Raw genomic sequence first — 26,246 nt, forward strand, 5'->3', positions numbered from 1 at the left:
TCCGGAACCACCTGACTCCATCCCGAACTCAGAAGTGAAACGGTCCAGCGCCGATGGTAGTGTGGGGTCTCCCCATGTGAGAGTAGGTCATCGCCAAGCGCCTTATCCTGAGAAACCCCCGGCACACCGTGCCGGGGGTTTTTCGTTTGGGCCGGCAGAATCTTAAACGGCGGGTTTCAATCGGTAGGTGGGGCGGGCGAACGAAAGGAAGGCTGGTTGGCTCCGTGCAAAAAAACGGGCAGCTAGAGCTGCCCGTCAGTGAAAACCGCTGGAGCGGGATTCACCCGATTTCGGTGACGCGCATCGACAGGTCGATGGATTTGCAGTCCTTGGTCAGCGCGCCGATGGAGATGTAGTCGACGCCGGTTTCAGCGTAGCTGCGCAGGGTTTCGTCTGTAATGCCGCCGGATGCTTCGAGTTTGGCGCGGCCGTCGGCATCTCTGACGGCGGTCCTCATTTCCGCCAGGCTGAAGTTATCGAGCATGATGATATCGGCTTGGGCGCCCAGCGCCTGCTTGAACTCATCCATGTTTTCAACTTCCACTTCTACCGGCTTTCCCGGTTCATTGGTGCGTGCCTGAGCGATGGCGTTGGCGATGGAGCCGCAAGCGGCGATGTGGTTTTCCTTGATCAGGAAGGCGTCGTAGAGTCCGATGCGGTGATTGAAGCACCCGCCGCAACTGACCGCGTACTTCTGTGCATTGCGCAGTCCTGGGAGTGTTTTGCGGGTGTCGAGCAGCTTGACTGAGGTGCCGCGGACCATCTCGGCATAGTCATGGGCGCGGGTCGCTGTGCCGGAAAGGGTCTGCAGAAAGTTGAGGGCGCAGCGCTCGCCAGTGAGCAGTGAGCGGGCCGGGCCTTCCAGCTCGAACAGGACCTGGTCGGCTTCGACCCGGTTACCGTCTGCCACAAGCCAGTGGAGCTGTACCTGTGGATCGACTTGCCGGAAGACCTCGTTGACCCAGTCGCGGCCGCAAATAATCGCGACTTCGCGAGCGATGACCCGGGCTTTGGCCTTCTGCGACGCGGGGATCAGGGCGGCGGTAATATCGCCGCTGCCGACGTCCTCCTGCAGGGCACGTTGAACGGTGAGTTCCAGGTCGGTTTTAAGGTGTGCGGGTACGGACATGGTTCCCTCTCGGGGCAGCAGCGGATTAACGATATTTCGAAGTGGCGCGAATTGTAGCAGAAAGGGGACAGGGCTTTATACTAGGCCCTTCGTTTCCTCGGACCTTTGCGGGAAAGCCATGGCACATTTCGAGGTGGTTGATCATCGTTTGCAGCAAGCCCGGTTTCAGCCCTCCCCCAATCACGGGGAGCGGCCAGCAGGCACAGCGATCGATCTACTGGTTATTCACAACATCAGCCTTCCTCCGGGGCAGTTTGGTGGGGACTGCATTGAGCGTTTCTTCCTGAATCAACTGGATGCCCACGAACACCCATTTTTTGCCGAGATTTCAGATCTTCAGGTTTCCGCCCACCTATTGGTTGACCGCTGCGGACAGGTTGTACAATTCGTGCCCTTTGATCGGCGTGCCTGGCATGCCGGCCGGTCCTGTTTCCAGGGGCGAGATGAATGCAATGATTTCTCCATCGGGATTGAGCTTGAGGGAACCGATGAAACACCTTACACCGATGCCCAGTATGAAGCGTTGGCCGGGATTAGCCGCGCGTTGATGAGGGCATACCCGGCGCTCTCCCCGGAGGGTATTGTCGGCCACTGTGATATTGCCCCGGGGCGTAAAAGCGATCCAGGGCCGGCGTTTGACTGGGCTCGGTTTAGCGCGCTTTTAGCGCAGGCTTAGGGTGGCGGAGGCCTTCAGGGAGGGCAAATGCAAATCAAGAAAAAGTGTTAGTAACGCGAACGATTAGCATTTATGATATCAATACACTGTCGTTAATAAGGTTATTCGGGCGTGGTTATGGGATCCCTGCTCAGCGTTAAAGGAATTGAGTGTCGTTACCAGCAACAGGCGGTCGTCAGCGATCTGTCGTTTGCTGTCCAGCCGGGCGAAATTGCCTGTCTGTTGGGCCCCAGCGGCTGCGGTAAAACCACGGTGTTGCGGGCCATCGCCGGGTTTAACGCCATATATGCCGGTAGCATTTCCCTGGAGCAGGAAGTGATTGCTTCGCCGGGGAACGGTATGGCTCCGGAGCGGCGTGGCATTGGTATGGTGTTCCAAGATTATGCCTTGTTTCCTCACCTCAATGTGCGTGACAACGTGGCCTTTGGGCTGCAGAAGTGGAGTGCACGAGAGCGACAGCAGGCGGTTACGCATCTGTTGGAGTTGGTTAAGTTACAGGGGATGGAGAATCGCTTCCCCCACGAGCTCTCCGGCGGTCAGCAGCAGCGGGTAGCCTTGGCTCGCGCGCTCGCTCCCAAGCCGCGCCTGTTATTGCTCGATGAGCCTTTTTCCAATCTGGACACGGAGTTGCGTCGCCAACTGGCCCAGGAAGTGCGGGACATTCTAAAGGAGGAGGGGATCTCTGCCATCGTGGTTACTCACGACCAGGACGAGGCGTTTACGGTCAGTGATAAGCTGGGCGTTCTGGCTGAGGGACGTCTGCAGCAGTGGGACAGCCCCTTCCAGGTGTATCACCAGCCGGCCAACCGCACGGTGGCCAGCTTTGTTGGCGAGGGCAAGTTTATTCGCGGGCGGGCCCTGGAAGGGGGGCTGGTGGAGACGGATATCGGGCTGGTCAAAGCGCAGCAGATGTCCTGGCAGGCCGGGGATGAGGTGGACGTGTTTTTAAGGCCGCACGAAATCGTGCCCGGGTGCAGCGACTGCGATGTGCGGGGCCGGGTGACCCGTAAGGAGTTTCTGGGAACCACCACCCTCTACACCTTTACCCTGGATAACGAACGCCAGGTTGAGTCCACCTTCATCAACGCGGACTTTCAGATGGGAGAGACCGTCGGGCTGAGAGTGGAAACGGATAACCTGGTGGCGTTCCCGGCCGCGTCCTGACCCTTGTCCTGTTGAGCCGTGGCGGCGTCCCCCCCCCTACGCCTTCTTCTCTTTAGCATCGGGGAGGGCTTTCCTGAGCCGGCTTAAGGCTCGCTGCAAGCCTCTCGGTGCATTGTGCTGACCTCCTCCGCTTCCCCCGGGATGATTATCCGCGCTCGGTGCGTCTTGAGCCGGCGATGGAACGGCTAAGCACGATTACCGGGATAATCCCCACCGCAACAATCATCAGCGCTCCCAGTGCGGAGGCCTCCAGCATTTCGTCGGAGGCGTACTGATAGACGTGGGTGGCCAGGGTGTCGAAGTTGAACGGGCGCAGAATTAGGGTCGCCGGCAGTTCTTTCATACAGTCGACAAAGACGATGAGTGCCCCGGTCAGGAGGCCACCGCGAATTTGTGGCAGGTGCACGTGGAACAGGGTCTGCAGGCTGTTGTAGCCCAGGGAGCGTGCGGCCATATCCATGGTAGGGGTGACCTTGGCCAGGCTTGACTCGACGGCGCCGTTGGCCACCGCCAGAAAGCGAACCACGTAGGCAAATACCACCGCAAAGAGGGTGCCGCTCAGGAGCAGCCCTGTGGAGATGCCGAAGAGGTTGTCCATCAGTTGGTCGAGGCTGTTGTCGAAAGCGGCGAAGGGCACGATCACACCGATGGCCAGTACCGCACCCGGCATGGCGTAGCCCAGGCTGGAAAGGCGTCCCATCAGACTCACTCCCCGGGTGGGGTAGAGGCGCTTGCCGTAGCTCAGAACGAGGCCGAGGGCGCAGGCGATGAGCGCCGCGGTGGCCGAGAGCACAAAACTGTTGCGGGCAATGGCGGCAAATTCCGGGGTCCAGGAACTCGCCAAATTGATCCAGGCGTAACGGCCCAGCACCCACACCGGAACCAAAAAACCGGCGGCCAGGGGCAGGGCGCAGACCAGCCAGGCACCCGCCGCACGCCAGCCGTGCAGGCGGAAAGTCAGCAGGGTGTTAAAACGGTCCGGGGCGCTGAAGTGGCGCTGGCGGGCTCTGCCCAGCCGCTCAAGGGTTATCAACAGTACTACGAACACCAGCATCAGGCTGGCGATCTGCGCCGCGCCGCCCAGGTTGCCCATGTTGAGCCAGGTGTCGTAAATACCGGCGGTCAGACTGCGCACGGCGAAGTAGTCCACGGTGCCGAAATCGTTGATGGTCTCCATGGAGACCAGGGAGAGCCCTACGGCAATGGCAGGCCTGGCCATGGGGAGTGAGACCCGTAGAAAGCTTTGCCAGGGGGTGCAGCCCAGGGTTCGGCTCGCGGCCTGGATGCTCATGGATTGCTCAAGAAAGGCCGCCCGCGCCAGCATGTAAACGTAGGGGTAGAGCACCAGGGTGAACATCAAAATTGCCCCGCCGAGGCTTCGGATCTCCGGGAACCAGTAGTCCCGGGCTGTCTGCCAGCCAAAGTAGGCGCGCAGGGTCTCCTGCACCGGGCCTGCGTACTCAAGCAGGTCGGTGTAGACGTAAGCGACGACATACGCCGGTACGGCGAAGGGGAGCAGCAGCGCCCACTCGAACCAGCGCTGGCCGGGAAAACGACACATGGTCACCAGCCATGCCGTGGCTACCCCGAGCAATACCGAGCCCGCCCCCACACCGACCATCAGTTTCAGGGTTGTGGTCACGTAGTGGGGCAGCACGGTATCGACCAGGTGGGCCCAGATGTTCTCCGTGGGGAACAGCGCCAGGTAAAAAACGGCAAAGACCGGCAGCACCACCATCAGCGCCACCAGGGTAACGGCGCTGGTCCAGCCGCCACTACCGCCGAAGCGAAGAAGGGTGCGCTGCTGTTTGGGTGGTACGTTCACGGGGGCATTCATGGGTTACGGCTCGACGGCCGGCCTTGAAAAGGCCGGGTTTAGAAACAAAAAAACGGCAGCCAGCGGGGCCGGACTGCCGTTATACGCTGATATCCTGGGATTATCAGTTATTGTAACCGACTTTATCAACCAGCTTGCTGGCCTGCTCTCGGTGCTTGGCGACTTCCGCCAGGCTCACCTCGTCGGCCTTGAATTCACCCATGTACTTGTTGATCAGGTTGGAGCGGGGCGTGTTGGGCCGCACCGGGAACTCGAAGTTCTCCTGAGCATACATGTACTGGGCCAGTTGCCCGGAAAGGAACTCCATCAGCTTGATAGCGTTTGCCTTGTTGGGGGCGTGCTCGGTCAAGGCAACACCGGAGATGTTCATGTGGGTACCGCGGTCTGCCTGGTTGGGGAAGATCAGGTTAACGGACTGGGCCCACTCGATCTGCTCGGGGTTCTTGGCGTTGGTGATCATCTTGCCGAAGTAGTAGCTGTTGCCGAGGGCGATGTCGCAGACGCCTTCCTTCACGGCCTTGACCTGGGCGCGGTCATTCCCTTGGGGCTTGCGCGCCAGGTTGTTCTTCAGCCCCTCAAGCCAAGCCTCAGCCTTCTCTTCGCCGTGGTGCTGGATCATGGAGGCGAACAGGGCGATGTTGTAATTGTGCTTGCCGCTGCGGGTGCAGATGCGGCCTTTCCATTTCGGGTCGGCCAGGTCCTCGTAGGTGCTGACTTCCCCTTCCTTGACCCGCTCCTTGGAGGTATAGAGGATGCGGGCGCGGGAGGTCAGGCCAAACCACTTGCCATCGGGATCGCGGTACTGGGCGGGGATGTTCTGCTCCAGCACGTCGCTCTCAACCGGCTGGGTCAGGTCCTTGTTGACCGCGTCCCAGAGCTTGCCAAAGTCCGAGGTGAGCAGCAGATCGGCGGGGCTGTTGCGGCCCTCGCGCTCTAGGCGCTCCAGCAGACCTTCTTTTGCGAAAACGACGTTGGTCTTGATTCCGGTCTCCTGGGTGAAGGCGTCCAGCATGGGCTCAATCAGAAAAGCCTGGCGGTAGGAATAAATGTTGACCTCTTCCGCAGCCTGAGCGGGGGTGGTCACCGCGGCGGCGACAGGAAGGGCGATAAGAGCAGCAAGGGGTTTCAGCTTTTTGAATGAGAACATTGGCAACGGCTCCTTGAGTTGCTGTTGATCTAAATACTAATGAGAAAGATTCTTATTTATCATTGAGCCAATGTCAACTACGTAGTCGGAAAAATTATTTACTGATTTAAAAAAGTCGGCCGAGGAGGGCGCTGAGCGCGGTTTCAACCCGTAATATGCGGGGGCCGAGGTGGACCGGCTGCAGGCCCGCGTCGATCAGCTTGTTGACCTCGTAGCCGATCAGCCCCCCCTCCGGTCCGATCACGAGCAGGGTGTTGGGGGCCGGCGTCTGCGGACCCGGGCAGGGGCTTGCCTGGTACGGGTGGGCGAGGAGCGCCCGCTTGCCAGCGACCAGGGCCGGTAGCCGATCTTCCACGAAGGGTTTGAAGCGCTTTTCCAGGCGGACGCGGGGAAGCTGGGTAGCGACCCCTTGCTCCAGCCCCAGCAACAGGTGCTCGTGAATGCGCTCGGGTGTCAGCCAGGGGGATTGCCAGTAGCTTTTCTCGACCCGGTAACTGTTGAACAGGATCAGCTCCTGCACACCGAAGGTGGCGCAGGTCTGAAAGATGCGCTTGAGCATTTTTGGCCGGGGCAGGGCCAGCAGCAGGGTCAGGGGCAGTTGAGGCGGAGGTATTTGGTCGAGAGTGACCTCCAGCTCAAGGGCCGTATCGGTAAGGCTGACCAACTGCCCGGAGCCCATCGGCCCGTCCACCAAGCCTACCCGCAGGGAATCCCCGGGGGCGGCGCTGTGCACGTCGCGGATATGCTGCAGGCGGCGACCGTCCAGGCGGACACGGCCGGGCGCAGTGAAATCGTCGGGGTTGAGAAGGATCAGGTTCATACGGTCGGCGTCCAGGCTGAGTGGCGCCCGTGGCGCGGAAGCAAATCGAGTTGAGGGCGTGGGCCAAAGATGCTGACCTTAACCGGGGTGGCGGGAGAAGACAACGGGGGCGGGGCCCCCGTGCTTGGGTGGATGAAAGGGTCAGTCGTTAAGCAGGAAAATGATCAGCCGCTTGGGGCCGTGTGCGCCCATCTGCAGCTTCTGCTCGATATCGGCGCTGCGCGAAGGTCCGGTGATCATGTTGACCGTGCGCGGCCAGGTGCCGCCCAGCTCTCGAACCTTCTGCCACGCCGCCTCGTAGGGGCCGACAATGGCGGAGCGGCGCAAGACTACCAGGTGGGTATCGGGAAGAAAGTTGAGGGTGGTGGGGCTCTGGGCGCCTGAAAGGAGCATCAGGGTGCCGGTTTCGGCGATGCCGGCAAAGGCTCCGGTCAGGCTGACGTGATCGCCGGCCCGTGCCACCCGCTCTTCGCGGGGCAGCTCTTCGGGCCAGGCAAGGGCGGTCAGCTCCGGTTCGCTGGCCATCACCAGGGGGCCGCCGCCGAGTTCCGGCAGCAGCTCTGCGACCTTGGCCGGGAGCGCCTCCAGGCGATCCAGCTCGTGCAACTCGGCAGCCGCCTCCAGTGCCATCTCCTTGAACAGGTTGACCTGCTCGTTAAAGGCGAGTGCGCTGCGTGCAGGAATGCAGTTCGCTGGGTGCGCCTTCAGTCGCTGGCGGACGTGGTCAAGTGCGTCGCCTTCGAGGGGGCCGCGGCCCAGGCCCCGGCGGATGTTGGCAAAGATCTGTTCGCGTGCGTTGCTCATATCAGTTCTCCTCCGCCTGGCGTTGCTGCTTTTTCCACTGGTCCATAAAGGTGCCGCCCTCGGGGGCGGGCATCTCCCGCCAGGCGGTCCAGCCCTTGCTCAGGGGCAGGGAGTGCACACGGCCTTTTTTGCCGGCCATCAGCTTGAGTCCGAAGCTGCCGGCGCGCGCCAGCCAGCGATAGAGTTTGGGGTGTCGGGTGAAGTAGGACCAGGCGCCAAGTCCCAGGCGCACCCCTTTGGGGGAGAGGTGGCGTTCAAATTCCCGCTCGCGCCAGTGCCGCATCATCTTAGGCAGAGGGATGCGGACCGGACACACTGATTCGCATTTGCCGCAGAACGTGGAAGCGTTGGGCAGGTGGCCGGCCTTGTCGATGCCGATCAGCTTCGGGGTCAGCACCGCGCCCATGGGGCCCGGGTAGACCCAGCCGTAGGCGTGGCCGCCCACGGCACCGTAAACCGGGCAGTGGTTCATGCAGGCCGAACAGCGGATGCAGCGCAGCATCTCCTGAAAGTCGCCGCCGAGCATCTCGCTGCGACCGTTATCCAGCAGCACCACATGGTACTCCTCGGGGCCGTCCTGGTCGTCGCTGCGTCGGGGGCCGGTGGAGAGGGTGTTGTAGACGGTAAACTCCTGTCCTGTGGCCGAGCGGGCCAGCAGGCGCTGGAACAGGGTCATGTCTTCCAGGGTGGGGACCACCTTGTCGATGGTGGCGATCACCACATGAACCCGCGGCAGAATCTGGGTGAGGTCGCCGTTGCCCTCGTTGGTGACGATCAGCGTGCTGCCGGTTTCCGCGACGCAGAAGTTGGCCCCGGTAATGCCCACATCCGCGGCCACGAATTGTTTGCGCAGCATCTCCCGGGCTTCTTGCATCAGTGCCGCCGGGTCATCGGTGCGCTCGGTGCCGTGCTTCTTGGAGAAAATGTCGCTGACATCGTCCAGGTTGAGGTGAATGGCCGGTGCGATTATGTGGCTGGGGTGGTCCTCGCGCAGCTGCAGGATGTACTCCCCGAGGTCGGTTTCAATCGGATGGACGCCGTGCTCCTCCAGGTAGTCGTTGAGGTTGATCTCCTCTGAGACCATGGACTTGCCCTTGGTAACCGTCTTGGCGTTGGCTTTGCGGCAGATGTCCAGGATGGCCTTGCGCGCCTCTTCCGCGTCCCGCGCCCAGTGGACCTGGCCGCCTTGCTCAATGACCTTGGTCTCGAACTGCTCCAGGTAGAAGTCCAGGTGCTCGATGACATGGTTTTTCAGGTCCCGGCCTTCGTCGCGCAGCTGCTCAAACTCGGGCATGCGGGCCACGGCGGCGGCGCGCTTGCCGGGAAACCCGTGGCGCAGGTTGCCAAGTGCCTTCTGCAGCGAGGGGTCGTGCAGGGCGGTCTTGGCCCGTTCTTTAAACTGGGGACTGTTGATCTGCATGGCGTCAGAGCTCCTTGGCCAGGTCATATTGGCTTTCGCCGATGGCGGGGGTGTCGGTCATGTTGGCCAGGACCTCGACCACGTGACGCACCTGCAGTGGGGAGCCTTCGCGCTTGAGCTTGCCGGCCATGTTCAGCAGGCAGCCCAGATCGCCCCCCAGCAGGGTATCGGCTTGGGTGGCGGTGGCGTTGCTGGTTTTGTTGGAGACCATGCGGTTGGAGATATCCGGGTATTTGACGCAGAAGGTGCCGCCGAAGCCGCAGCAGGTTTCCGCCTCTTCCATCTCGCTGATGTCAAGGCCGCCAACCTTTTCCAGCAATTGCCGGGGCTGATTTTTAACGCCCAGTTCCCGCAGGCCTGCGCAGGAGTCATGGTAGGTGACCCGGTGCTCGTAGTCGGCCAGGATGGCGTCAAAGTTGAGCACGTCGGTCAGGAATGAGGTGATTTCGTAGGCGCGTTCCGCCAGAGATTCAGCTCGCGCCCGGTAGGGGTCGTCCGGGGCGAACAGCGCCGGGTAGTGGTGCAGCATGCCGATGCAGGACCCGGAGGGGCCGACCACGTACTCAAAGCCATCGAAGGCGTCGATCACGTCTTTGGCCAGTCGCTTGGTCGAGGCGCGATCGCCGGAATTGAAGCTGGGCTGTCCGCAGCAGGTCTGGGTGCCGGGGACGTCCACCTGGCAACCGGCCATTTCCAGTAATTTGACGGTGGCGAAACCCACTGATGGGCGGAACATGTCCACTAGGCAGGTGACGAACAGACCGACCTGGGGACGGGGCGTTTGTTGGCTCATGGCAGTGACCGTTTCTCTTATTGTGGTTTGGGCAGGTCCGGCTGCCCCTGAACTAGGCGCACTGTAACCTAATGACAAGACGGTTATAATTTTAGCTGGCGAAGTGGTCTGACCAAGCATGGGGGCTTGCAGCTCAGACCGCACCCGCAGCTGTTTACAGTATGGCCAGTAATGGGGGATTGATGGGCGAGGCGGCAACGGGGTTGGTGGCACAGCTGGTTGATGAACTCGAGCGAAAGCTGCTGTTCGGGGATATCATCCCTGGCGATAAGCTGCCCGCGCAGCGGGCCATGGCGCAGGGCTTCGGAGTCTCCCGGGCCACGGTGCGCGAAGCGGTGTTTACACTGGAAAGTCGCGGTCTGGTGGAGACGTTCCATGGTGGCGGCAGCGTGTGCTGCAACCTGCTGGAGTCAGGGTACCCGGAGCCGGAGGTGAAAGAAGGTGGTGGCAGTCGCGAGTTGCAGCAGCAGGTGATGGAGATGCGCGAGATGCTGGAGGGGGAGGCGGCCTATTTTGCGGCGCGGCGGGCGACGCCGGCGCAGCGGGAGGCGCTGAGTCTGGAGTACGCCCGCATGCGTGAACGCGGCAGCGGCGAGACCACGCTGCGTAAGGCCAAGGCTGACCTTACCTTTCACATGCTGATCGCCGAATCCAGCCATCATTTGCTGGTCGTTTCCCTCAGTCAGGTGCTCTATACCCGTTACTTCAACGTCATCTACGCGGTGCTTTCCCGCACCCTGCGCAAGACCGGTCGCTACCCGCCGGGGATCGGGGCGCAGCACGAGGAGATTTACCGTGCCGTGCTGGCCGGCGAGGCCGAGCGAGCCCGTCGCGCCGCCCGTGAGCATATCGCTTATACCCGGCAGCAGCTGAGCGCTTAGCCGTGGCTTGTGCTGCGCTGCCACACTGGTAGAATGGCCGGTTCAATGCGGGCTCCGGGCCCGCTTTCAGCTTCAATTTCGCCTACAGTGGCCTTTGGTAGGGGCCACCACTGGGAAAGGAACCGAAATGCCTGTTATTACGCTCCCCGACGGTAGCACCCGTCAGTTCGACCACCCCGTTACTGTTTTAAATGTGGCCGCCTCCATTGGCGAAGGACTGGCGAAGGCCGCGCTGGCCGGCAAGGTTGACGGTGAGCTGGTGGATACCAGTCATGTGATCGAACAGGACGCCCAGTTGGCGATCGTGACGGTGCGGGACGAAGAGGGGCTGGACGTTGTTCGCCATTCCTGCGCGCACCTGATGGCGATGGCCGTCCAGGAGCTGTTCCCCGGCGCCCAGGTAACCATTGGTCCTGTGATTGAAAACGGCTTCTATTACGATTTCGCCTACGAGCGCGCGTTCACCCCCGAGGATCTGCAGAAGATCGAAAAGCGGATGAAAGAGCTGGCCAAGGCAAATTTGCCGGTGGCTCGCTCGCTGATGAGCCGGGATGAGGCGGTGGCCTTCTTTAAAGAGAAGGGGGAAGATTACAAGGTCCAGATCATCCAGGACATTCCCGGCAACCAGACCCTCTCTTTCTACCAGCAGGGCGAGTTTATCGATCTCTGCCGCGGTCCTCACGTCCCTAGTACCGGCCATATCAAGGCTTTTAAGCTGATGAAGGTGGCCGGTGCCTACTGGCGCGGCGACTCCAACAACGAGATGCTGCAGCGAATCTACGGTACCGCCTGGAGCGACAAGAAGGCCCTCAAGGCTTACCTGCACCGCCTGGAAGAGGCGGAAAAGCGCGACCATCGCAAGCTGGGCAAGCGCCTGGGACTGTTTCACACCCAGGAAGAGGCGCCGGGAATGGTGTTCTGGCACCCCCATGGCTGGATCATTTACCAGGCGGTGGAGCAGTACATGCGTAGCGTGCTGGATAAGGCGGGCTACCAGGAGATCAAGACGCCGCAGGTGGTGGACCGGGTGTTGTGGGAGAAGTCCGGTCACTGGGACAAGTTCAGCGACATGATGTTTACCACCCACTCCGAGAGCCGGGATTACGCGGTTAAGCCCATGAACTGCCCCTGCCATGTGCAGGTGTTCAACCAGGGGCTGCGCAGCTACCGTGACCTGCCGCTGCGCCTGGCCGAATTTGGCTCCTGCCACCGCAACGAGCCCTCAGGCACCCTGCACGGTCTGATGCGGGTGCGTGGTTTTACTCAGGACGATGCCCATATCTTCTGTGGCGAGAACCAGATCCAGGAGGAGGTCTCGGCGTTTATCGACCTGCTTTACGCCGTATACCGGGATTTTGGTTTCAACGACGTGATCCTTAAGCTCTCTACCCGTCCTGAGAAACGGGTGGGTAGCGATGAGGTCTGGGACAAGTCGGAGAAGGCGCTGGCGGCGGCCCTGGACAACAAGGGCCTGGAGTGGGAAGAGCTGCCCGGGGAGGGGGCTTTCTACGGGCCCAAGATCGAATTCTCCCTCACCGACTGTTTGGGTCGGGTCTGGCAGTGCGGCACTATCCAGGTGGACTTCTCCATGCCGGGGCGCCTGGACGCCCAGTTCGTCAACGAGTCGGGCGAGCGTGAGACGCCGGTGATGCTGCACCGGGCGATCCTGGGCTCCTTCGAGCGTTTTATCGGGATTTTGATCGAGAACTATGCCGGCGCTATGCCCGCGTGGCTGTCGCCGCAGCAGGCCGTGGTGCTCAATATCACCGACAATCAGGCGGATTACTGCCGCAAAGTGGAAGAAACCTTGCGTGAAGCCGGTTTCCGCGTCTCAGCGGACTTGAGAAACGAGAAGATCGGCTTTAAAATTCGCGAGCACACAATTCAGAAGGTTCCTTATCAGTTAGTCGTAGGCGATAAGGAAGTAGAAACCAACACCGTGACCGTACGCCTGAGAACCGGGGAAGACCTGGGTTCCATGGGTGTTGACGCCTTCCGTCAGCTGCTGGCCGACGATGTGGCGCGCAAAGGTCGTGCAACGGAGAGTTAAACATTAAAAAAGGATACAACAAGGGCCGCGAGAAAAAAGCCACGATTAACGAGGATATCGAGGCTCGCGAGGTCCGACTGGTAGGAGCAGAGGGGGATCAGCTGGGGATCGTGCCCCTGGATGAGGCGTTGAAGACCGCCCAGGAAGCCCAGATGGATCTTGTGCTGATCGCTCCAGATGCTGAACCGGTAGTCTGTAAAATCATGGACTACGGCAAACACGTCTTTGAGCTGAAGAAGCAGAAAGCGGCGCAACGCAAGAAGCAGAAGCAGACGCAGGTCAAAGAGATGAAATTCCGTCCCGGGACGGAAGAAGGGGATTACCAGGTAAAACTGCGCAACCTGGTACGTTTCCTTGAAGCGGGAGATAAGGCCAAGGTTTCATTGCGATTCCGCGGTCGTGAGATGGCCCACCAGGAGTTGGGCATGCAGCTGATGAAGCGGATCGAAGCCGATCTCGCCGAGCTGGGTGCCGTTGAACAGCATCCGAAAATGGAAGGCCGTCAGATGATCATGGTCATCGCTCCCAAAAAGAAGAAGTAACGCGCCCGGCAGCAAGTCCGCGCGCTTCACCTTTGCGGGTGGGGTTGGCGGGCTTTTGCCGTTTTAGCGGGTTATACATAACTTAACGAATGCGTGGAGATGTTTTTGTCATGCCTAAAATGAAAACTGTGAGCGGTGCGGCCAAGCGCTTCAAAAAAACCGCAAATGGCTTCAAGCGTAAGTCTTCCTTCACTAGCCACATTCTGACCAAGAAGAGCACCAAGCGTAAGCGTCACCTTCGCGGCACCAGCGAAGTTCACGCCAACGATGTCGCCCTGGTTAAGCGCATGCTGCGCGAATCCTGATTCGGTCCAGATTCAAGTTATTTAGAAGGATACAATTATGCCTCGCGTAAAACGTGGTGTTGTCGCTCGTCGTCGTCACAAGAAAATTCTCAAGCAAGCCAAGGGTTATTACGGAGCCCGTAGCCGGGTCTTTCGTGTAGCCAAGCAGGCGGTCATCAAGGCCGGTCAGTACGCCTACCGTGACCGTCGTCAGCGCAAGCGTCAGTTCCGTGCCCTGTGGATCGCCCGTATCAACGCCGCCGCCCGTATCAACGGTCTGTCCTACAGCCGTCTGATCGCCGGTCTGAAAAAGGCCTCGATCGAGATCGACCGCAAGGTGCTGGCCGACCTGGCCGTGCATGAGAAGGCAGTTTTTGCCGCGATCGTTGAAAAAGCCAAGGGTGCCCTGGCTTAATTCACCCACCTATCCTGGTTGGTAATTTGATCGCCGCCCGAGCGCCTTAGGTCCTCGGGCTTGAATAGGGGAAGGGTGCAAATCCTTCCCCTATTTTGTATTTGGAGCTCCCAATGGAAAACCTAGACCGCCTGCTGGCCCAGGGTAAAGAGGCTGTAGAGAACGCGAATGATATCAAGGCGCTGGAGGCGGTACGCGTCCAGTTCCTGGGCAAAAAGGGCGAAATGACCCAGTTGCTCAAAGGTTTGGGCAAGCTCTCCGCCGAGGAGCGGCCTCAGGCGGGAGCGGCCATCAATGAGGCCAAGCAAGCGTTGCAGGAAGAGATCAATGCGCGCCGCGAGCGTCTCGCTAATGCGGCCCTGGAGGCCAAGCTGGCAGCTGAGCGCATTGACGTCACCCTGCCCGGGCGTGGCCAGACCAGCGGTGGCCTGCACCCGGTAACCCGTACCCTGGAGCGGATTGAGAATTTCTTTGCCGGTGTCGGCTATGCCGTCGCCGAAGGGCCGGAGATTGAAGACGACTACCACAACTTCGAAGCCCTCAACATTCCCGGCCATCACCCGGCCCGTGCGATGCACGATACGTTCTATTTTGACGCCCACACGCTGCTGCGCACCCACACCTCCCCGGTGCAGATCCGTACCATGGAGAACCAGCAGCCGCCCATTCGGGTGGTCTGCCCCGGACGGGTCTATCGCTGCGATTCGGATCTGACCCACACCCCGATGTTTCATCAAGTCGAGGGGCTGCTGGTGGATACCGATGTCAGCTTTGCCGACCTCAAGGGGACGGTGGAAGAGTTCCTGCGGGTGTTCTTCGAGCAGGAGTTGGCGGTGCGCTTCCGCCCCTCTTATTTCCCCTTCACCGAGCCTTCCGCCGAGGTGGATATCGCCTGCGTGATGTGTGCCGGTAAAGGGTGCCGGGTGTGCAGCCACACCGGCTGGCTGGAAGTCATGGGCTGCGGCATGGTTCACCCTAAGGTATTCGAGTCTTGCGGGGTGGATACCGAAACCTACAGCGGCTTCGCTTTCGGCATGGGCGTTGAGCGGCTGGCGATGCTGCGCTATGGGGTCAACGACCTGCGCCTTTTCTTCGAGAACGACCTGCGCTTTCTGGCCCAGTTCCGCTAGGCGCAACGCAGACTTACGCGGCCGGAGCCTCGGCCAGGCAACAGAATTAACGGGAAATCGCAATGAAATTCAGCGAACAGTGGCTGCGGGAGTGGGTAAACCCCGCGATCAACACAGAGGAACTGGTGGCCCAGATCACCATGGCAGGGCTGGAAGTGGACGGCGTGGAGCCGGCGGCGGCCGATTTCAGCGGTGTGGTGGTGGGGGAGATTCTCAGCGCCGAGCCTCACCCCAACGCGGACAAGCTGCAGGTCTGTCGCGTATCCAACGGTAGCGACGAGTCCTTCCAGGTGGTTTGCGGCGCGCCCAATGCCCGCCCGGGCATCAAGGTGCCTTTTGCCCAGGTCGGTGCCGTGCTGCCCGAGGGCTTCAAGATCAAGAAGGCCAAGCTGCGCCAGGTGGAGTCTTTTGGCATGCTCTGCTCGGCCAGCGAACTGGGGGTTTCCGACGACCACGACGGGCTTCTTGAACTGGCCGCGGACGCGCCGGTGGGCGAGGATTTCCGGAGCTACCTGGGGCTTGACGATCAAGTGATCGAAGTGGATCTGACTCCTAACCGCGGTGACTGCCTCAGTATCGCCGGCCTGGCACGGGAGGTGGGGGTGCTCAACAAGGCCCCCGTCAAGCCGGTGGCCTGTGAGCCGGTTGTTCCTGTGATTGACGACCGTTTCCCTATCGAGATTGAGGCGCCCGAGGCCTGTCCCCGCTATGTCGGGCGGGTAATCCGCGGTATCAACCCCGCCGCGTCCACCCCCGTGTGGATGCAGGAGCGGTTGCGCCGGGGCGGCATTCGCAGCATTGACCCGGTTGTCGATGTCACCAACTACGTCATGCTGGAGCTGGGTCAGCCCATGCACGCGTTCGACCTGGCCGAGCTCGAGGGCGGTATCCGCGTGCGTAAGGCCGAGACCGGCGAAAAGTTGGTGCTGCTTGACGGCCAGGAGATCGAGCTCGATAGTGACACCCTCGTCATCGCCGACCAGCGCAGGCCGCTGGCCATGGCGGGAGTCATGGGCGGCGAGCATTCCGGGGTGAGTGATCAGACCCGGGACATCTTCCTTGAAACCGCCTTCTTTGATCCTGTCAGCATTGCCGGGAAGGCCCGGGCTTACGGCTTGCATACCGATTCTTCCCATCGTTTCGAGCGCGGAGTGGATCATGAGCTTCAGGTCAGGGCTGCGGAGCGGGCCGCCCAGCTGCTGCTGGACATCGTCGGTGGCCAGCCCGGACCGATCAGCGAGGTGAGCGTGGCAGCGGCGTTGCCGCCTGTGGCCGAGGTGCGTCTGCGTGCCGAGCGTATCCAAAAGTTGCTTTCGCTGGATATTCCGGCGACTGAAGTGGAAGAGATTCTTCAGCGCCTGGGAATGGAGGTGCAGGCGGACGGGGAGGGGGCCTGGCGAGTTCGTGTGCCTTCCTATCGGTTCGACGTGGCGCTGGAAGAGGATCTGCTGGAAGAGCTGGCGCGCATCTACGGCTACAACCGCCTGCCGGTGCGCACCACCAACGCCTCGCTGGCGCTGCGTCCGGAGCCTGAAGCAAAGGCCGGGCTGGCCGAATTGCGCCGCTTGCTGGTGGCCCGCGGTTACCAGGAGGCCATCACCTACAGTTTCGTGGAGCCCAAGGTGCAGAAGCTGTTCGACCCCGAGCGTGAGCCGGTGGCGCTGGCCAATCCCATCTCCGCGGACATGGCGGTAATGCGGACCAGTCTTTGGCCCGGTCTGATCAAGGCCGTACAGCATAACCAGCATCGTCAGCAGCCGCGGATCCGCCTGTTTGAGTCCGGGCAGCGTTTTCTCCCCGGTGCGGATGGGCTGGTGCAGGACAACGTCCTGGCCGGGGCGGTGTTCGGCAGCCGTTTTCCCGAGGGGTGGGCTGCCGGTAACGAGCCGAGCGACTTCTTTGATGTGAAAGGGGATGTCGAGGCGCTGCTGGCCCATGGCGGCGCGCTGGATCAGTATCGCTTTGTTGCGGCTGAGCATCCGGCCCTGCATCCCGGGCAGTGTGCACGCATTGAGCGTAACGGGGAGGCGGTCGGCTACCTGGGCGCGCTGCATCCCAGCCTCTTGAAGACGCTGGATCTCAATGGCCCGGTCTTCCTCTTTGAGCTCGCCCTGGCCGGCATTGAGCCCGGCGTGCTGCCTGCCTTTGAGGCGCTGTCGAAATTCCCGGAGACCCGTCGTGATCTGGCGCTGCTGGTGGACGAGTCGGTACCGGTTTCGGCATTGCTCGAATCGGTTCGGGAAAATGCAGGGGCATGGCTCAAGGACGTTACCCTGTTTGATGTCTATCAGGGCGAAGGCATTGAAAACGGTAAAAAAAGTCTGGCCCTCGGCTTGACCTGGCAACATCCGTCGCGCACCCTTAATGATGAAGAGGTAAACGAGGTGTTTGAAGCGATCGTGGCTGCTGCCAAGCAGCGCTTTGCCGCAACGCTGAGAGGCTAACCGACAGAGGGCTGTGATATGGGGTCTTTGACCAAGGCGGAAATGGCCGAGCGTCTGTTCGAGGTGCTCGGCCTCAATAAGCGCGAAGCCAAGGACATGGTCGAGTCATTTTTTGACGAAGTTCGCTCCTGTCTGGCTTCAAATGAGCAGGTCAAGTTGTCCGGTTTCGGGAACTTCGACCTCAGGGACAAGCGTCAAAGGCCCGGCCGCAACCCCAAAACCGGAGAAGAGGTCCCCATCTCCGCCCGCAGGGTGGTAACGTTCCGGCCTGGTCAAAAGCTCAAGGATAAAGTCGAGACCTATGCCGGACCAGGGGAAGAGTGACTCCCTGCCCCCGATTCCCGACAAGCACTATTTTTCCATCGGCGAAGTCAGTGATCTGTGCGGCGTTAAGCCTCACGTGTTGCGGTATTGGGAGCAGGAGTTCGAACAGCTTTCGCCGGTGAAGCGCCGGGGAAATCGCCGCTATTTCCGTCGCCAGGACGTGCTTTTGGTGCGTCAGCTGTGCGATCTTCTCTACGGGCGTGGGTTTACCATCGCCGGAGCGCGGCAGTGGTTGTCCGGCCAGGAAGCCCGCGTTGACGGCGATCGCTATCACCAGTTGATTCGCCAGACCGTCTCGGAGCTCGAGGATATTCTGCGCTCGATAAAAGAGCACTGATCTCCTCCATGAAAAATCCTCAAGGGGGTTTTCCTCAGGCGGGCATTAGAGTAATATTCACGCCCGTCGTCGAGAGATGACGCCGCAAGACCCGTTCGGGGCGTAGCGCAGCCTGGTAGCGCACTTGCATGGGGTGCAAGTGGTCGCAGGTTCAAATCCTGCCGTCCCGACCAATTTCTTGCTTATTTTCTTCCCGTTCGGGGCGTAGCGCAGCCTGGTAGCGCACTTGCATGGGGTGCAAGTGGTCGCAGGTTCAAATCCTGCCGTCCCGACCATCATTCTTTCTGATTTTTCCGCGTTCCGCTCGTAAACGAATCAGGGCGGTGAGTTCAGTCGCGCTTATGCGCGGACTCGATCCTTGTCCCTAATCGTAATCCTGCTTGATCTGCCAGTTGCTTTCTTCAGTGAACTCGTCCCATTCCTGGGCCGCTTGCTGCTTCGCGGCAGATGCCGGAGCGCCTTCCTGGAGTGCCTTCACCTCTTCTTGCAGCTGTGCGACCTTGCGTTGAACGCTGGCAGTGCGTTGCTCAAGCTCACCATTGGCGTTGAGCTTGTTCAGGCGTTTAAGGCAGGTGTTGAAGTGGGCGAGCGCTAGCTTTGGGTTGCCGCTCTGCTCGTTTTTGCGGGCGTTGATGAGATTGAGGTCGATGTTGACCAGCTCAAAAATACCCTTACCCCGATTGATGAGTTGTTGTGCGGCCTGGCGATCCAGTTTGCCTTCCTGGTGGGCGGCGACGAAGAGATCAACCATGGCTTTTACCCGGCTGCGTGCCGCCTGGCCGGTTACGGCGTCGTTGAAAGGAGGATTAGCGCTGTCCAGTTGGCTCGTATAGGTCTCATGCAGCGCTTCTTCGACGTTGCGCAGTTTGGCCTGGGCGGTGGCGGACTGCTGCTTGGGCTCCAGGGTCTGCATCTGCTCGTAACAGCTCTTGATGTATTGAAGCAGGCAATTGCGAAGCGCTTCAGGTAGGTAGGCAGTGGGTAGGTCGCTGAGAATTTCCCATCCGGTGCGCGCCCGCTCCTGCAGGGTGAGGACCATGCGGTGCCGCTCCTGGCGGGCGTTTTCGAGGGTCTGGGCCACGAAGGCAGCGACCACCATCAGAACGATGCCGGCGGCGATCAGGGAAACGATGACTGCAGGGCTCATTCGTTATCTCGGCTTAGTGCGTGTCTTTGAGTTTATCGGCCATGGTGGGGCAGAATTTAAAGTTTGTCACGTAAACATGGGATAAACGCAGTGTTTTTGGCCTGCCGGAAGGGATAATGATGACTGTATCGACGGGCTGAGCTTGGGATTTGCCAGCGCCGGTAGGCTGGTCCCGGGGGGCGCGGAGGGCCGGTGCGCAGGGGCAGGGGCGGCAGGAAAAAAGGGGGGAGAAAAAATCCCGACGTGGCGCTTGACGGTTTTTTTAAATCTCCCTATTATACGCGCCTCCTTTCGGGGAATGCTTAGGCAGTGAATTCGACGTCCCATTCGTCTAGTGGCCTAGGACACCGCCCTTTCACGGCGGTAACAGGGGTTCGAACCCCCTATGGGACGCCATTCGCGGGAATAGCTCAGTTGGTAGAGCGCAACCTTGCCAAGGTTGAGGTCGCCGGTTCGAACCCGGTTTCCCGCTCCAATGTCCAAAGCAAACGGCTGCGTCCCATTCGTCTAGTGGCCTAGGACACCGCCCTTTCACGGCGGTAACAGGGGTTCGAACCCCCTATGGGACGCCATGCGGGAATAGCTCAGTTGGTAGAGCGCAACCTTGCCAAGGTTGAGGTCGCCGGTTCGAACCCGGTTTCCCGCTCCAGCGCCTCTTCTCTTATCTTACATCCCCTGCTTCTCGCACCTAACACGCTGGATTGCTTGTTGCTACTGGCTGTTGTTGTTAGCTTTCCCCTCAGTGACGTCTTTTGGAATTTCTGGGGTCGGTTGGTGTTGATGGTAGCGAAGCCTGCGGTACTGCTCGTCTTGTTCTGTGTTCTCATCCTGCCCGGGCGGCTTATGGCGGCCTGTTCTCCTTACGTGGGCAAAGTGGCGATCAATGAAGTGCTGACGACCCAGGCGGACAGGGTAACGCCGTTTGTCGAGCTGTTTGTGGCCGAGGCTCTGGAAATCAAGTCCGGCTGGCGGCTGATAGTGCAGGGCAATACCAGTCGTCCGGGAAACAGTGGTGGTGCCGCCGTTGTTAAAGAGGTGCCTGCCGCAACGTACCCTGCGGGGAGCTATATTCTGCTCGACTTTAGCGGTGGCGAACTTAAAACCCCGGGCAATGACCTGCTGCTGTCGGATGACGAAGGGCGGGATGTCGACTTCTTGCGTTTTGGCGGCGACGAGAGCCCCCTGACGCCGTCTTGCGATCATCTCGATAGCAGTCGCGTTCCTTACCAGCCCGGCGACAGGCAGGTTTGCTCGTTGCCGGATGGTCACCCGGAGCTTGTCGATGACTGGGAGGCGGCGTCATGCGTGCCCTCGCCTGGTGGCTCCAACCAGCCCGTGGGCGCAGGTTGCGAGCTGGCCGGCTTTGAACTGATGCCGGATGTGACAGCCCTGGCCTGTCCTGACACCCGCGCCGCTGTCGGTATTCGGGCTCTCTGCGACGACGGTTCCACCAAAACCGATTATCAGGGGCGAATTTTTCTCGCCAGCAGCGAAAACGGTACCCGCTTTTTTGCCGAGGCCAGTGGCGGAGACGCCATTGCGGAGTACGCTTTCGTTCCCGAGGATGCGGGCCTGGCGACCCTCTATTTCTATCACGACGATGAGGCGCTTGTGTCGGTGTCGGTGGAGGACCCCGATGCCGGGGTGCTCTCGTGGAGCGAGGGAACGGATTTTCGCGCCTTTGGCTTGCGCGCCGAAGCGCTGCCAAGTCTGGCCTCCTGCGAGGCGTCCCCCAGTTTGGCGCTCGTGGCTTACGGGCGCTTGGACCAAGCCAGTGGTTGCGGGGTGCTTGAAGGGTTCGAGGGAGGCAAAGAGCTCAAGATTTGGTCGGAGTACGTGTTGCCGGCGACCAACCCCAGCGAGAGCCGGGTCACCATCAACGGTGCGGCGACGCTTCCCGCCGTGGAGTCCAGCCGCTATCGGCTCGACTTTGTCAACGGGCGTGCCCTGTTCAATCTTTCGTATCCGGATGCCGGCCGGATTCGAGTTCGCTTCAAGCACGATGACTCCCCCTACGCCGGTGACCCCTACGCGGCCATGGAGGCGGATACCGGGCCGATTGATGTGGTGCCCGCGGGGTTTGGCATCGTCGCCAGTAACGCAGCCGGTTCCCTGCACGGTGAGGGGCCGCGGGCGGGTACGATGCAGCCGGCCGGGTTGCCTTTTACCCTGCAAATACAGGCACAGTGCGGTGATGGCACTAGAACGCCCAATTACCAGCCGGTGTCCGCCGAACTGCGTGTTACCCAGGATCAGCCGCGTCCCGGGCAGTTGGCGTTTGCCGGTGAGACTCTGGTTGCGGACGGCCGGGTTCAGTCAATAACAGCATTATTTAAAGAGGGTGCTGTGAGCGATGCGAATACCCGCTACAGCGAGGTGGGGTCATTGACCCTGAGTGTCGAGGATTCTGGGTTTCCCGGTGGGCCGGTGGGGCCGGCCGGCGCGGCGGTGGGGCGCTTTCATCCTCACTATTTCGAATTGGAGGTGGCCGAGGCGGGAGTGCTCGAAAGCCCCTGCGACAGCTTTGTCTATTCCGGCCAGCTTGGCGCTGAGAGCAAGGGCGCGCTGGGCTATCCGACGACGCCGCCGCTGCTGCGGATCGTGCCGCGCAGCGCCGAGGGCGAGCTTACCGTCAACTACCAGGGAGAGTATGCCACGCTGACGGTTGATGGGGTGGTGGTCGCGCCGCCGTTGGTTGATGGGGCGGCGTTGGGGGCGGATGGCGCCAGTGCGCTGGCGATCACGGCGAGCATGGCCCAAGGCAGTTTGACCCCTGCGGAGGTTGATGGCGAGGCTGGCTACCTGGACTACCGTTTAAACCCGGCCGATGGGTTTTACTACGTGCGTGATGCCAACAGTCGCGTGGCGCCCTTTGTCAGCCAGTTGGCGTTCTCGGTGCAGGAGGTGCGTGACTTCAACGGTGACGGTGTCAACGGCAACGATGTGCTGGCGCAGGGCCCGCTGCCGACCCTGGCGCCCGCCGGGGTGGAGGTGCGTTTTGGGCGGCTGCGGCTGGCCAATGCTTTCGGCCCCGAGACCGAGGCGTTGAGCGTCCCCCTGACGGCCGAGTATTTCGACGGCTCGGGTTTTGCCTTAAACCGGTTGGATGGCTGTACCGTTTACCGGGCGGGGCAGGCAGAGCTGGATCATGCCCCTTACGGGGATGACAATCTCACTCCCGGCGACACCGAGATGCTGGCGCCCCAGGCTGAAACCACCCTGCAGGGGGGCGTCTCCGCCGTCGGTGGTGCCTTGCAGGTGGCGGCACCCGGTGAGGGGCGTGAGGGCCAGGTGGACCTGATCCTGGACGTCGGCGCCTGGCTGGAGTTCGACTGGGACGGAAGCGGGCAGCGGGATCCGAAAGCGCAGCTGACCTTCGGGCGCTACCGGGGGCACGACCGGGTCATCCTCTGGCAGGAGCGTCTCGGGCAGTAACGGCTCGGGCGGCAACCAGGCGTTTAAAATACTCAGCGAATGCTTTGTATTATTCACGAAATCCGCTTTATTTGAGGGGATAAGCTGATTTTTTTCTCAAGTTGAGAAAATTTACTCCGCCTGAGGGGTATGATCGATTCAGTATTGGCGGTAGCGGTGGTAGAATGCCGCTCCTGAAAAACGAACTGCGGTTAACGTCTCGTCGTCGCGGGGCCACCCGTGTGTTTTGCCTGATCGGAGGAATGAATGTCGACAGCCCAAGCCAACCTGGATCTCTCCAAGTACGGGATCAGCGAGCCCCTCGAAATCGTATACAACCCCTCCTATGAGCTGCTGTTCGAAGAGGAGACCAAGGCCGGTCTGGAAGGCTACGAGAAAGGGGTAGTGACCGAACTGGGGGCTGTCTCCGTGGACACCGGGATCTTTACCGGGCGCTCTCCCAAGGACAAGTTCATCGTACGCGACGACACTACTCGCGACACCGTCTGGTGGTCCGACCAAGGCAAGAACGACAACAAGCCCCTTTCTCCTGAAGCTTGGAGCGAGCTGAAGGCGCTTGTCGGCAACCAGCTTTCCAACAAGCGGCTGTTCGTTGTAGACACCTTCTGCGGCGCCAACGAAGACACCCGCCTCAAAGTTCGTTTTATCACCGAGGTGGCTTGGCAGGCGCACTTCGTCAAGAACATGTTCATCCGCCCCAGCGAGGAAGAGCTGCAGGGCTTCGAGCCTGACTTCGTGGTGATGAACGGGGCCAAGACCACCTGCCCCAACTGGCAAGAGCTGGGGCTGAACTCCGAGAACTTCGTGGCCTTCAACCTGACCGAAAAGATGCAGCTGATCGGCGGCACCTGGTACGGCGGCGAGATGAAGAAAGGCATGTTCTCGATGATGAACTACTATCTGCCGCTGCGTGGCATTGCCTCCATGCACTGCTCGGCCAACGTCGGCAAGGACGGCGACACCGCCATTTTCTTTGGCCTGTCCGGCACCGGCAAGACCACCCTGTCCACTGACCCCAAGCGGGAACTGATCGGTGACGACGAGCACGGCTGGGACGACGACGGCGTGTTCAACTTCGAGGGAGGCTGCTACGCCAAGACCATCAACCTGAGCAAGGAAAACGAGCCGGATATCTACAACGCCATCCGTCGTGACGCCCTGCTCGAGAACGTCACCGTCGACGCCGACGGCAAGATCGACTTTGACGACGGCTCCAAGACCGAGAACACCCGCGTCTCCTACCCGATTCACCACATCGACAACATCGTCAAGCCGGTTTCCAAGGCGGGGCATGCGACCAAGGTGATCTTCCTGACCGCTGACGCCTTCGGTGTGCTGCCGCCGGTCTCCAAGTTGACCCCCGAGCAGACCCAGTACTACTTCCTGTCGGGTTTCACCTCCAAGCTCGCGGGTACCGAGCGCGGCATCACCGAGCCGACGCCCACGTTCTCCTCCTGCTTCGGGGCGGCCTTCCTCAGCCTGCACCCGACCAAGTATGCCGAAGTGCTGACCAAGCGCATGCAGGACTCCGGGGCCGAGGCGTACCTGGTCAACACCGGCTGGAACGGTACCGGCAAGCGGATCTCCATCAAGGACACCCGTGCCATTATCGATGCCATCCTGGACGGTTCCATTGAAGATGCCGAGTTCAAGGCGCTGCCGTTCTTCAACCTGGCGGTGCCCCAGGCGCTGAACGCTTGCGACAGCGGAATTCTGAATCCCCAGGACACCTACAGCGACGTCGCCGAGTGGGAAGCCAAGGCGCAAAAGCTGGCGGCGATGTTCGTCACCAACTTTGAGCGCTTTACCGATACCGACGAGGGTAAGGCCTTGGTGGCCGCCGGTCCCAGCCTCTAAGGCGCAGCGCCCATGAAAAAGCCGGCCTCGGGGCCGGCTTTTTTGTTGGAGGTGTTTGGGGCTGAGGTGCCGGAGGCAACGCGCTCAGTGCATCTGGAACAGACGGGCCCGGGCCTCTTCCAGGTTGAACGGCTCGCCTGCCGCTTCGGCCTCAAAGCGCAGCTCGTCGAGCCTTTGGAAGACCGCGATTTCCTCGTCGGGCATAAAGTGAAGGCAGTCGCCGCCGAAGAACCAGAACAGGTCGCGATCCACCAGCTGGACCAGGTGCGGATAGGCGCGAACCAACCGGCACAGCGCATCCTGGCCCAGGTATAGGGCGTCCTCCTGATCGGCCTCCAGGGCCTTGACCAGGTTCACCAGCTGTTCCAGAAAATCCAGGTCGTCCGGCACCAGCTCCTGGGTATTGAAGGGCGGGGCCTTGAGCAGCCGGTTGAAGCTGGCCTTGAGTAAGTTGAGGTGAAATTCCTGATGGGGTGTCGACATGGCGCTTGTACCGCAATTGCAAAACCCCATTTTAAAGGGGGTGGCGGGCGAGGGTCCAGCCGCCTTGAAAACCCGGGGCTGAACCCCAAGATATGAACGCTTATCCCGAACACGACAGGGGAACAACATGACCCAGATATCCACGGAACTTGCGACTGAGACCACGGCTTCGGGGGCCGCTGCGTCTGCCGGCGAGGCGATCCCCAAGGCCCTGTCCATCCGGGGACTGACCAAGGTCTATGACAACGGTTTTGAAGCACTCAAGGGCATCGACCTGGAAGTGGAGCAGGGGGACTTCTTCGCCCTGCTGGGACCCAACGGCGCCGGCAAATCCACGACCCTGGGCATCGTCTCCTCACTGGTCAACAAGAGCGGCGGCGAGGTCAGGATCTTCGGCCACGATGTGACCCGCGACCCGGTGGCGGCCAAGAAACTGCTTGGCGTGGTACCCCAGGAGTTCAACTTCAACCAGTTCGAAAAGGTGGGGGACATCGTCACCACTCAGGGCGGCTACTACGGACTGTCGCCGAAAGTGGCCCGGGAGCGTGCTGATCACTACCTGCAGCAGCTGGGGTTGTGGGACAAGCGGGAGCAACAGGCACGCATGCTCTCCGGGGGCATGAAGCGGCGGCTGATGATCGCCCGGGCGCTGATTCACGAGCCCAAGCTGCTGATTCTGGATGAGCCCACCGCCGGGGTAGATATCGAACTGCGGCGCTCCATGTGGGCCTTTTTGCAGCAGATCAACAGCCAGGGCACCACCATCATCCTGACTACCCACTACCTGGAGGAGGCCGAGAGTCTGTGCCGCAACATCGCCATCATCGACCGGGGCGAGATTCGGGCCAACACCAGTAAGCGCGAGCTCTTGGCGCGGCTGCACCGGGAAACTTTCGTGCTTGACGTGGCGCCGCCGCTGACCAGCGTGCCCCGGGTGGAGGGCTATCCGCTGGAGCTGTCTGGCGATCACACCCTGATCGTCGACGTGGAAAAGGAGCAGGGGCTTAACAGCCTCTTCCAGCAGCTGGCCGACCTGGAGATCAAGGTGGTGAGCATGCGCAACAAGACCAACCGGCTGGAGGAGCTCTTCGTCCAGCTGGTGGAAAACAACCTGCAGTGATAGGAAC

The 26,246-nt window shown here is 60.9% G+C and carries 23 protein-coding genes, 6 tRNA genes and 1 rRNA gene; 21 read left to right on the top strand and 9 right to left on the bottom strand.

Going from position 1 to position 26,246, the window contains the following annotated elements; all coding sequences use genetic code 11:
• Positions 1-99 (top strand): 5S ribosomal RNA (gene rrf / locus JGZ97_RS16290); the annotation flags it as partial.
• A gap of 181 nt (positions 100-280) precedes the next feature.
• On the opposite strand, the gene nadC is transcribed toward rrf, so the two are convergent.
• Complete coding sequence (gene nadC / locus JGZ97_RS16295) at positions 281-1,129, bottom strand: carboxylating nicotinate-nucleotide diphosphorylase (RefSeq protein ID WP_207063763.1); 849 nt, start codon at positions 1,127-1,129, stop codon at positions 281-283.
• A 118-nt stretch (positions 1,130-1,247) separates the two neighbouring features.
• On the opposite strand from nadC, the gene ampD reads away from it, so the two are divergent.
• Both ampD and JGZ97_RS16305 read left to right on the top strand, forming a co-directional pair.
• Positions 1,248-1,805: a 1,6-anhydro-N-acetylmuramyl-L-alanine amidase AmpD gene (gene ampD / locus JGZ97_RS16300; protein WP_207063764.1), complete on the top strand. Its 558-nt coding sequence runs from the start codon at positions 1,248-1,250 to the stop codon at positions 1,803-1,805.
• A gap of 117 nt (positions 1,806-1,922) precedes the next feature.
• Positions 1,923-2,969 carry an ABC transporter ATP-binding protein gene (locus JGZ97_RS16305; protein ID WP_207063824.1) on the top strand — a complete coding sequence of 349 codons (1,047 nt, stop codon included), beginning with the start codon at positions 1,923-1,925 and terminating at the stop codon, positions 2,967-2,969.
• Positions 2,970-3,114: 145 nt separating this feature from the next.
• Here JGZ97_RS16305 and JGZ97_RS16310 read toward each other — a convergent pair whose 3' ends face one another.
• From JGZ97_RS16310 to JGZ97_RS16335, 6 genes are all read right to left on the bottom strand, one after another.
• Positions 3,115-4,794, bottom strand: a complete 1,680-nt coding sequence (locus tag JGZ97_RS16310) for an ABC transporter permease (protein WP_370584087.1) — start codon at positions 4,792-4,794, stop codon at positions 3,115-3,117.
• 115 nt (positions 4,795-4,909) lie between these two features.
• Positions 4,910-5,953 (bottom strand): Fe(3+) ABC transporter substrate-binding protein, encoded by a 1,044-nt coding sequence (locus tag JGZ97_RS16315; protein ID WP_207063766.1) that lies wholly within the window; start codon positions 5,951-5,953, stop codon positions 4,910-4,912.
• Between the two features lie 106 nt (positions 5,954-6,059).
• On the bottom strand, positions 6,060-6,773 hold the full coding sequence (locus JGZ97_RS16320; protein ID WP_207063767.1) for a 16S rRNA (uracil(1498)-N(3))-methyltransferase: 714 nt from the start codon (positions 6,771-6,773) through the stop codon (positions 6,060-6,062).
• Positions 6,774-6,914: 141 nt separating this feature from the next.
• Complete coding sequence (locus JGZ97_RS16325; RefSeq protein WP_207063768.1) at positions 6,915-7,577, bottom strand: LUD domain-containing protein; 663 nt, start codon at positions 7,575-7,577, stop codon at positions 6,915-6,917.
• A gap of 1 nt (position 7,578) precedes the next feature.
• Entirely contained in the window at positions 7,579-8,997 is a 1,419-nt protein-coding gene (locus JGZ97_RS16330) for a LutB/LldF family L-lactate oxidation iron-sulfur protein (RefSeq protein WP_207063769.1), read from the bottom strand.
• 4 nt (positions 8,998-9,001) lie between these two features.
• On the bottom strand, positions 9,002-9,790 hold the full coding sequence (locus JGZ97_RS16335) for a (Fe-S)-binding protein (protein ID WP_207063770.1): 789 nt from the start codon (positions 9,788-9,790) through the stop codon (positions 9,002-9,004).
• 161 nt (positions 9,791-9,951) lie between these two features.
• Here JGZ97_RS16335 and JGZ97_RS16340 point away from each other — a divergent pair, with 161 nt between their 5' ends.
• The 11 genes from JGZ97_RS16340 (at position 9,952) to JGZ97_RS16390 (ending at position 18,472) form a co-directional block, all read left to right on the top strand.
• The gene (locus JGZ97_RS16340; RefSeq protein WP_242521847.1) at positions 9,952-10,671 is read left to right on the top strand and encodes a FadR/GntR family transcriptional regulator; all 720 of its coding nucleotides are present in this window, start codon (positions 9,952-9,954) and stop codon (positions 10,669-10,671) included.
• Positions 10,672-10,798: 127 nt separating this feature from the next.
• The gene (thrS, locus tag JGZ97_RS16345; protein WP_207063771.1) at positions 10,799-12,721 is read left to right on the top strand and encodes a threonine--tRNA ligase; all 1,923 of its coding nucleotides are present in this window, start codon (positions 10,799-10,801) and stop codon (positions 12,719-12,721) included.
• Positions 12,722-12,723: 2 nt separating this feature from the next.
• Positions 12,724-13,263: a translation initiation factor IF-3 gene (infC, locus tag JGZ97_RS16350; protein WP_207063826.1), complete on the top strand. Its 540-nt coding sequence runs from the start codon at positions 12,724-12,726 to the stop codon at positions 13,261-13,263.
• A 110-nt stretch (positions 13,264-13,373) separates the two neighbouring features.
• Complete coding sequence (gene rpmI, locus JGZ97_RS16355) at positions 13,374-13,568, top strand: 50S ribosomal protein L35 (protein ID WP_207063772.1); 195 nt, start codon at positions 13,374-13,376, stop codon at positions 13,566-13,568.
• A 37-nt stretch (positions 13,569-13,605) separates the two neighbouring features.
• Entirely contained in the window at positions 13,606-13,962 is a 357-nt protein-coding gene (rplT, locus tag JGZ97_RS16360) for a 50S ribosomal protein L20 (protein ID WP_207063773.1), read from the top strand.
• Between the two features lie 113 nt (positions 13,963-14,075).
• The gene (gene pheS, locus JGZ97_RS16365; RefSeq protein WP_207063774.1) at positions 14,076-15,092 is read left to right on the top strand and encodes a phenylalanine--tRNA ligase subunit alpha; all 1,017 of its coding nucleotides are present in this window, start codon (positions 14,076-14,078) and stop codon (positions 15,090-15,092) included.
• Between the two features lie 62 nt (positions 15,093-15,154).
• Entirely contained in the window at positions 15,155-17,536 is a 2,382-nt protein-coding gene (gene pheT / locus JGZ97_RS16370; RefSeq protein ID WP_207063775.1) for a phenylalanine--tRNA ligase subunit beta, read from the top strand.
• An 18-nt stretch (positions 17,537-17,554) separates the two neighbouring features.
• Positions 17,555-17,860 carry an integration host factor subunit alpha gene (gene ihfA / locus JGZ97_RS16375; protein WP_207063776.1) on the top strand — a complete coding sequence of 102 codons (306 nt, stop codon included), beginning with the start codon at positions 17,555-17,557 and terminating at the stop codon, positions 17,858-17,860.
• Positions 17,838-18,197 (top strand): MerR family transcriptional regulator, encoded by a 360-nt coding sequence (locus JGZ97_RS16380; RefSeq protein ID WP_207063777.1) that lies wholly within the window; start codon positions 17,838-17,840, stop codon positions 18,195-18,197. Before ihfA ends, JGZ97_RS16380 begins: the two co-directional genes overlap by 23 nt.
• A 96-nt stretch (positions 18,198-18,293) precedes the next feature.
• A tRNA-Pro gene (locus tag JGZ97_RS16385) sits at positions 18,294-18,370 on the top strand.
• A 25-nt stretch (positions 18,371-18,395) separates the two neighbouring features.
• Positions 18,396-18,472 (top strand) — tRNA-Pro (locus tag JGZ97_RS16390).
• Between the two features lie 89 nt (positions 18,473-18,561).
• Here JGZ97_RS16390 and JGZ97_RS16395 read toward each other — a convergent pair.
• Positions 18,562-19,344 (bottom strand): hypothetical protein, encoded by a 783-nt coding sequence (locus JGZ97_RS16395; protein WP_207063778.1) that lies wholly within the window; start codon positions 19,342-19,344, stop codon positions 18,562-18,564.
• A 320-nt stretch (positions 19,345-19,664) separates the two neighbouring features.
• Here JGZ97_RS16395 and JGZ97_RS16400 point away from each other — a divergent pair.
• From JGZ97_RS16400 to pckA, 6 genes are all read left to right on the top strand, one after another.
• Positions 19,665-19,740: transfer RNA gene (locus tag JGZ97_RS16400), tRNA-Glu, on the top strand.
• 3 nt (positions 19,741-19,743) lie between these two features.
• Positions 19,744-19,819 (top strand) — tRNA-Gly (locus tag JGZ97_RS16405).
• Positions 19,820-19,840: 21 nt separating this feature from the next.
• Positions 19,841-19,916, top strand: a tRNA-Glu gene (locus tag JGZ97_RS16410).
• Between the two features lies 1 nt (position 19,917).
• Positions 19,918-19,993: transfer RNA gene (locus JGZ97_RS16415), tRNA-Gly, on the top strand.
• Between the two features lie 131 nt (positions 19,994-20,124).
• A complete protein-coding gene (locus JGZ97_RS16420) occupies positions 20,125-22,779 on the top strand; it encodes a DUF6701 domain-containing protein (protein WP_207063779.1) in 2,655 nt (884 codons plus the stop codon).
• 246 nt (positions 22,780-23,025) lie between these two features.
• The gene (gene pckA / locus JGZ97_RS16425; RefSeq protein ID WP_207063780.1) at positions 23,026-24,636 is read left to right on the top strand and encodes a phosphoenolpyruvate carboxykinase (ATP); all 1,611 of its coding nucleotides are present in this window, start codon (positions 23,026-23,028) and stop codon (positions 24,634-24,636) included.
• Between the two features lie 84 nt (positions 24,637-24,720).
• Here pckA and JGZ97_RS16430 read toward each other — a convergent pair whose 3' ends face one another.
• Positions 24,721-25,119 (bottom strand): PA2817 family protein, encoded by a 399-nt coding sequence (locus JGZ97_RS16430; RefSeq protein WP_207063781.1) that lies wholly within the window; start codon positions 25,117-25,119, stop codon positions 24,721-24,723.
• 199 nt (positions 25,120-25,318) lie between these two features.
• On the opposite strand from JGZ97_RS16430, the gene JGZ97_RS16435 reads away from it, so the two are divergent.
• Positions 25,319-26,239, top strand: coding sequence for an ABC transporter ATP-binding protein (locus JGZ97_RS16435; protein ID WP_207063827.1), 921 nt, complete (start codon positions 25,319-25,321; stop codon positions 26,237-26,239).
• Positions 26,240-26,246: the final 7 nt, after the last annotated feature.

Origin of the sequence: Motiliproteus sp. SC1-56, assembly GCF_017309075.1 — a bacterium.
In the GTDB taxonomy this organism is placed as follows: domain Bacteria; phylum Pseudomonadota; class Gammaproteobacteria; order Pseudomonadales; family Balneatricaceae; genus Motiliproteus.

Bases quoted from the DNA above. Each gene is read 5' to 3' on its own strand.
- nadC (WP_207063763.1), bottom strand. From the start codon at position 1,129: ATGTCCGTACCCGCACACCTTAAAACCGACCTGGAACTCACCGTTCAA.
- ampD (WP_207063764.1), top strand. From the start codon at position 1,248: ATGGCACATTTCGAGGTGGTTGATCATCGTTTGCAGCAAGCCCGGTTT.
- JGZ97_RS16305 (WP_207063824.1), top strand. From the start codon at position 1,923: ATGGGATCCCTGCTCAGCGTTAAAGGAATTGAGTGTCGTTACCAGCAA.
- JGZ97_RS16315 (WP_207063766.1), bottom strand. From the start codon at position 5,953: ATGTTCTCATTCAAAAAGCTGAAACCCCTTGCTGCTCTTATCGCCCTT.
- JGZ97_RS16320 (WP_207063767.1), bottom strand. From the start codon at position 6,773: ATGAACCTGATCCTTCTCAACCCCGACGATTTCACTGCGCCCGGCCGT.
- JGZ97_RS16325 (WP_207063768.1), bottom strand. From the start codon at position 7,577: ATGAGCAACGCACGCGAACAGATCTTTGCCAACATCCGCCGGGGCCTG.
- JGZ97_RS16330 (WP_207063769.1), bottom strand. From the start codon at position 8,997: ATGCAGATCAACAGTCCCCAGTTTAAAGAACGGGCCAAGACCGCCCTG.
- JGZ97_RS16335 (WP_207063770.1), bottom strand. From the start codon at position 9,790: ATGAGCCAACAAACGCCCCGTCCCCAGGTCGGTCTGTTCGTCACCTGC.
- JGZ97_RS16340 (WP_242521847.1), top strand. From the start codon at position 9,952: ATGGCCAGTAATGGGGGATTGATGGGCGAGGCGGCAACGGGGTTGGTG.
- thrS (WP_207063771.1), top strand. From the start codon at position 10,799: ATGCCTGTTATTACGCTCCCCGACGGTAGCACCCGTCAGTTCGACCAC.
- rpmI (WP_207063772.1), top strand. From the start codon at position 13,374: ATGCCTAAAATGAAAACTGTGAGCGGTGCGGCCAAGCGCTTCAAAAAA.
- rplT (WP_207063773.1), top strand. From the start codon at position 13,606: ATGCCTCGCGTAAAACGTGGTGTTGTCGCTCGTCGTCGTCACAAGAAA.
- pheS (WP_207063774.1), top strand. From the start codon at position 14,076: ATGGAAAACCTAGACCGCCTGCTGGCCCAGGGTAAAGAGGCTGTAGAG.
- pheT (WP_207063775.1), top strand. From the start codon at position 15,155: ATGAAATTCAGCGAACAGTGGCTGCGGGAGTGGGTAAACCCCGCGATC.
- ihfA (WP_207063776.1), top strand. From the start codon at position 17,555: ATGGGGTCTTTGACCAAGGCGGAAATGGCCGAGCGTCTGTTCGAGGTG.
- JGZ97_RS16380 (WP_207063777.1), top strand. From the start codon at position 17,838: ATGCCGGACCAGGGGAAGAGTGACTCCCTGCCCCCGATTCCCGACAAG.
- JGZ97_RS16395 (WP_207063778.1), bottom strand. From the start codon at position 19,344: ATGAGCCCTGCAGTCATCGTTTCCCTGATCGCCGCCGGCATCGTTCTG.
- JGZ97_RS16420 (WP_207063779.1), top strand. From the start codon at position 20,125: ATGGTAGCGAAGCCTGCGGTACTGCTCGTCTTGTTCTGTGTTCTCATC.
- pckA (WP_207063780.1), top strand. From the start codon at position 23,026: ATGTCGACAGCCCAAGCCAACCTGGATCTCTCCAAGTACGGGATCAGC.
- JGZ97_RS16430 (WP_207063781.1), bottom strand. From the start codon at position 25,119: ATGTCGACACCCCATCAGGAATTTCACCTCAACTTACTCAAGGCCAGC.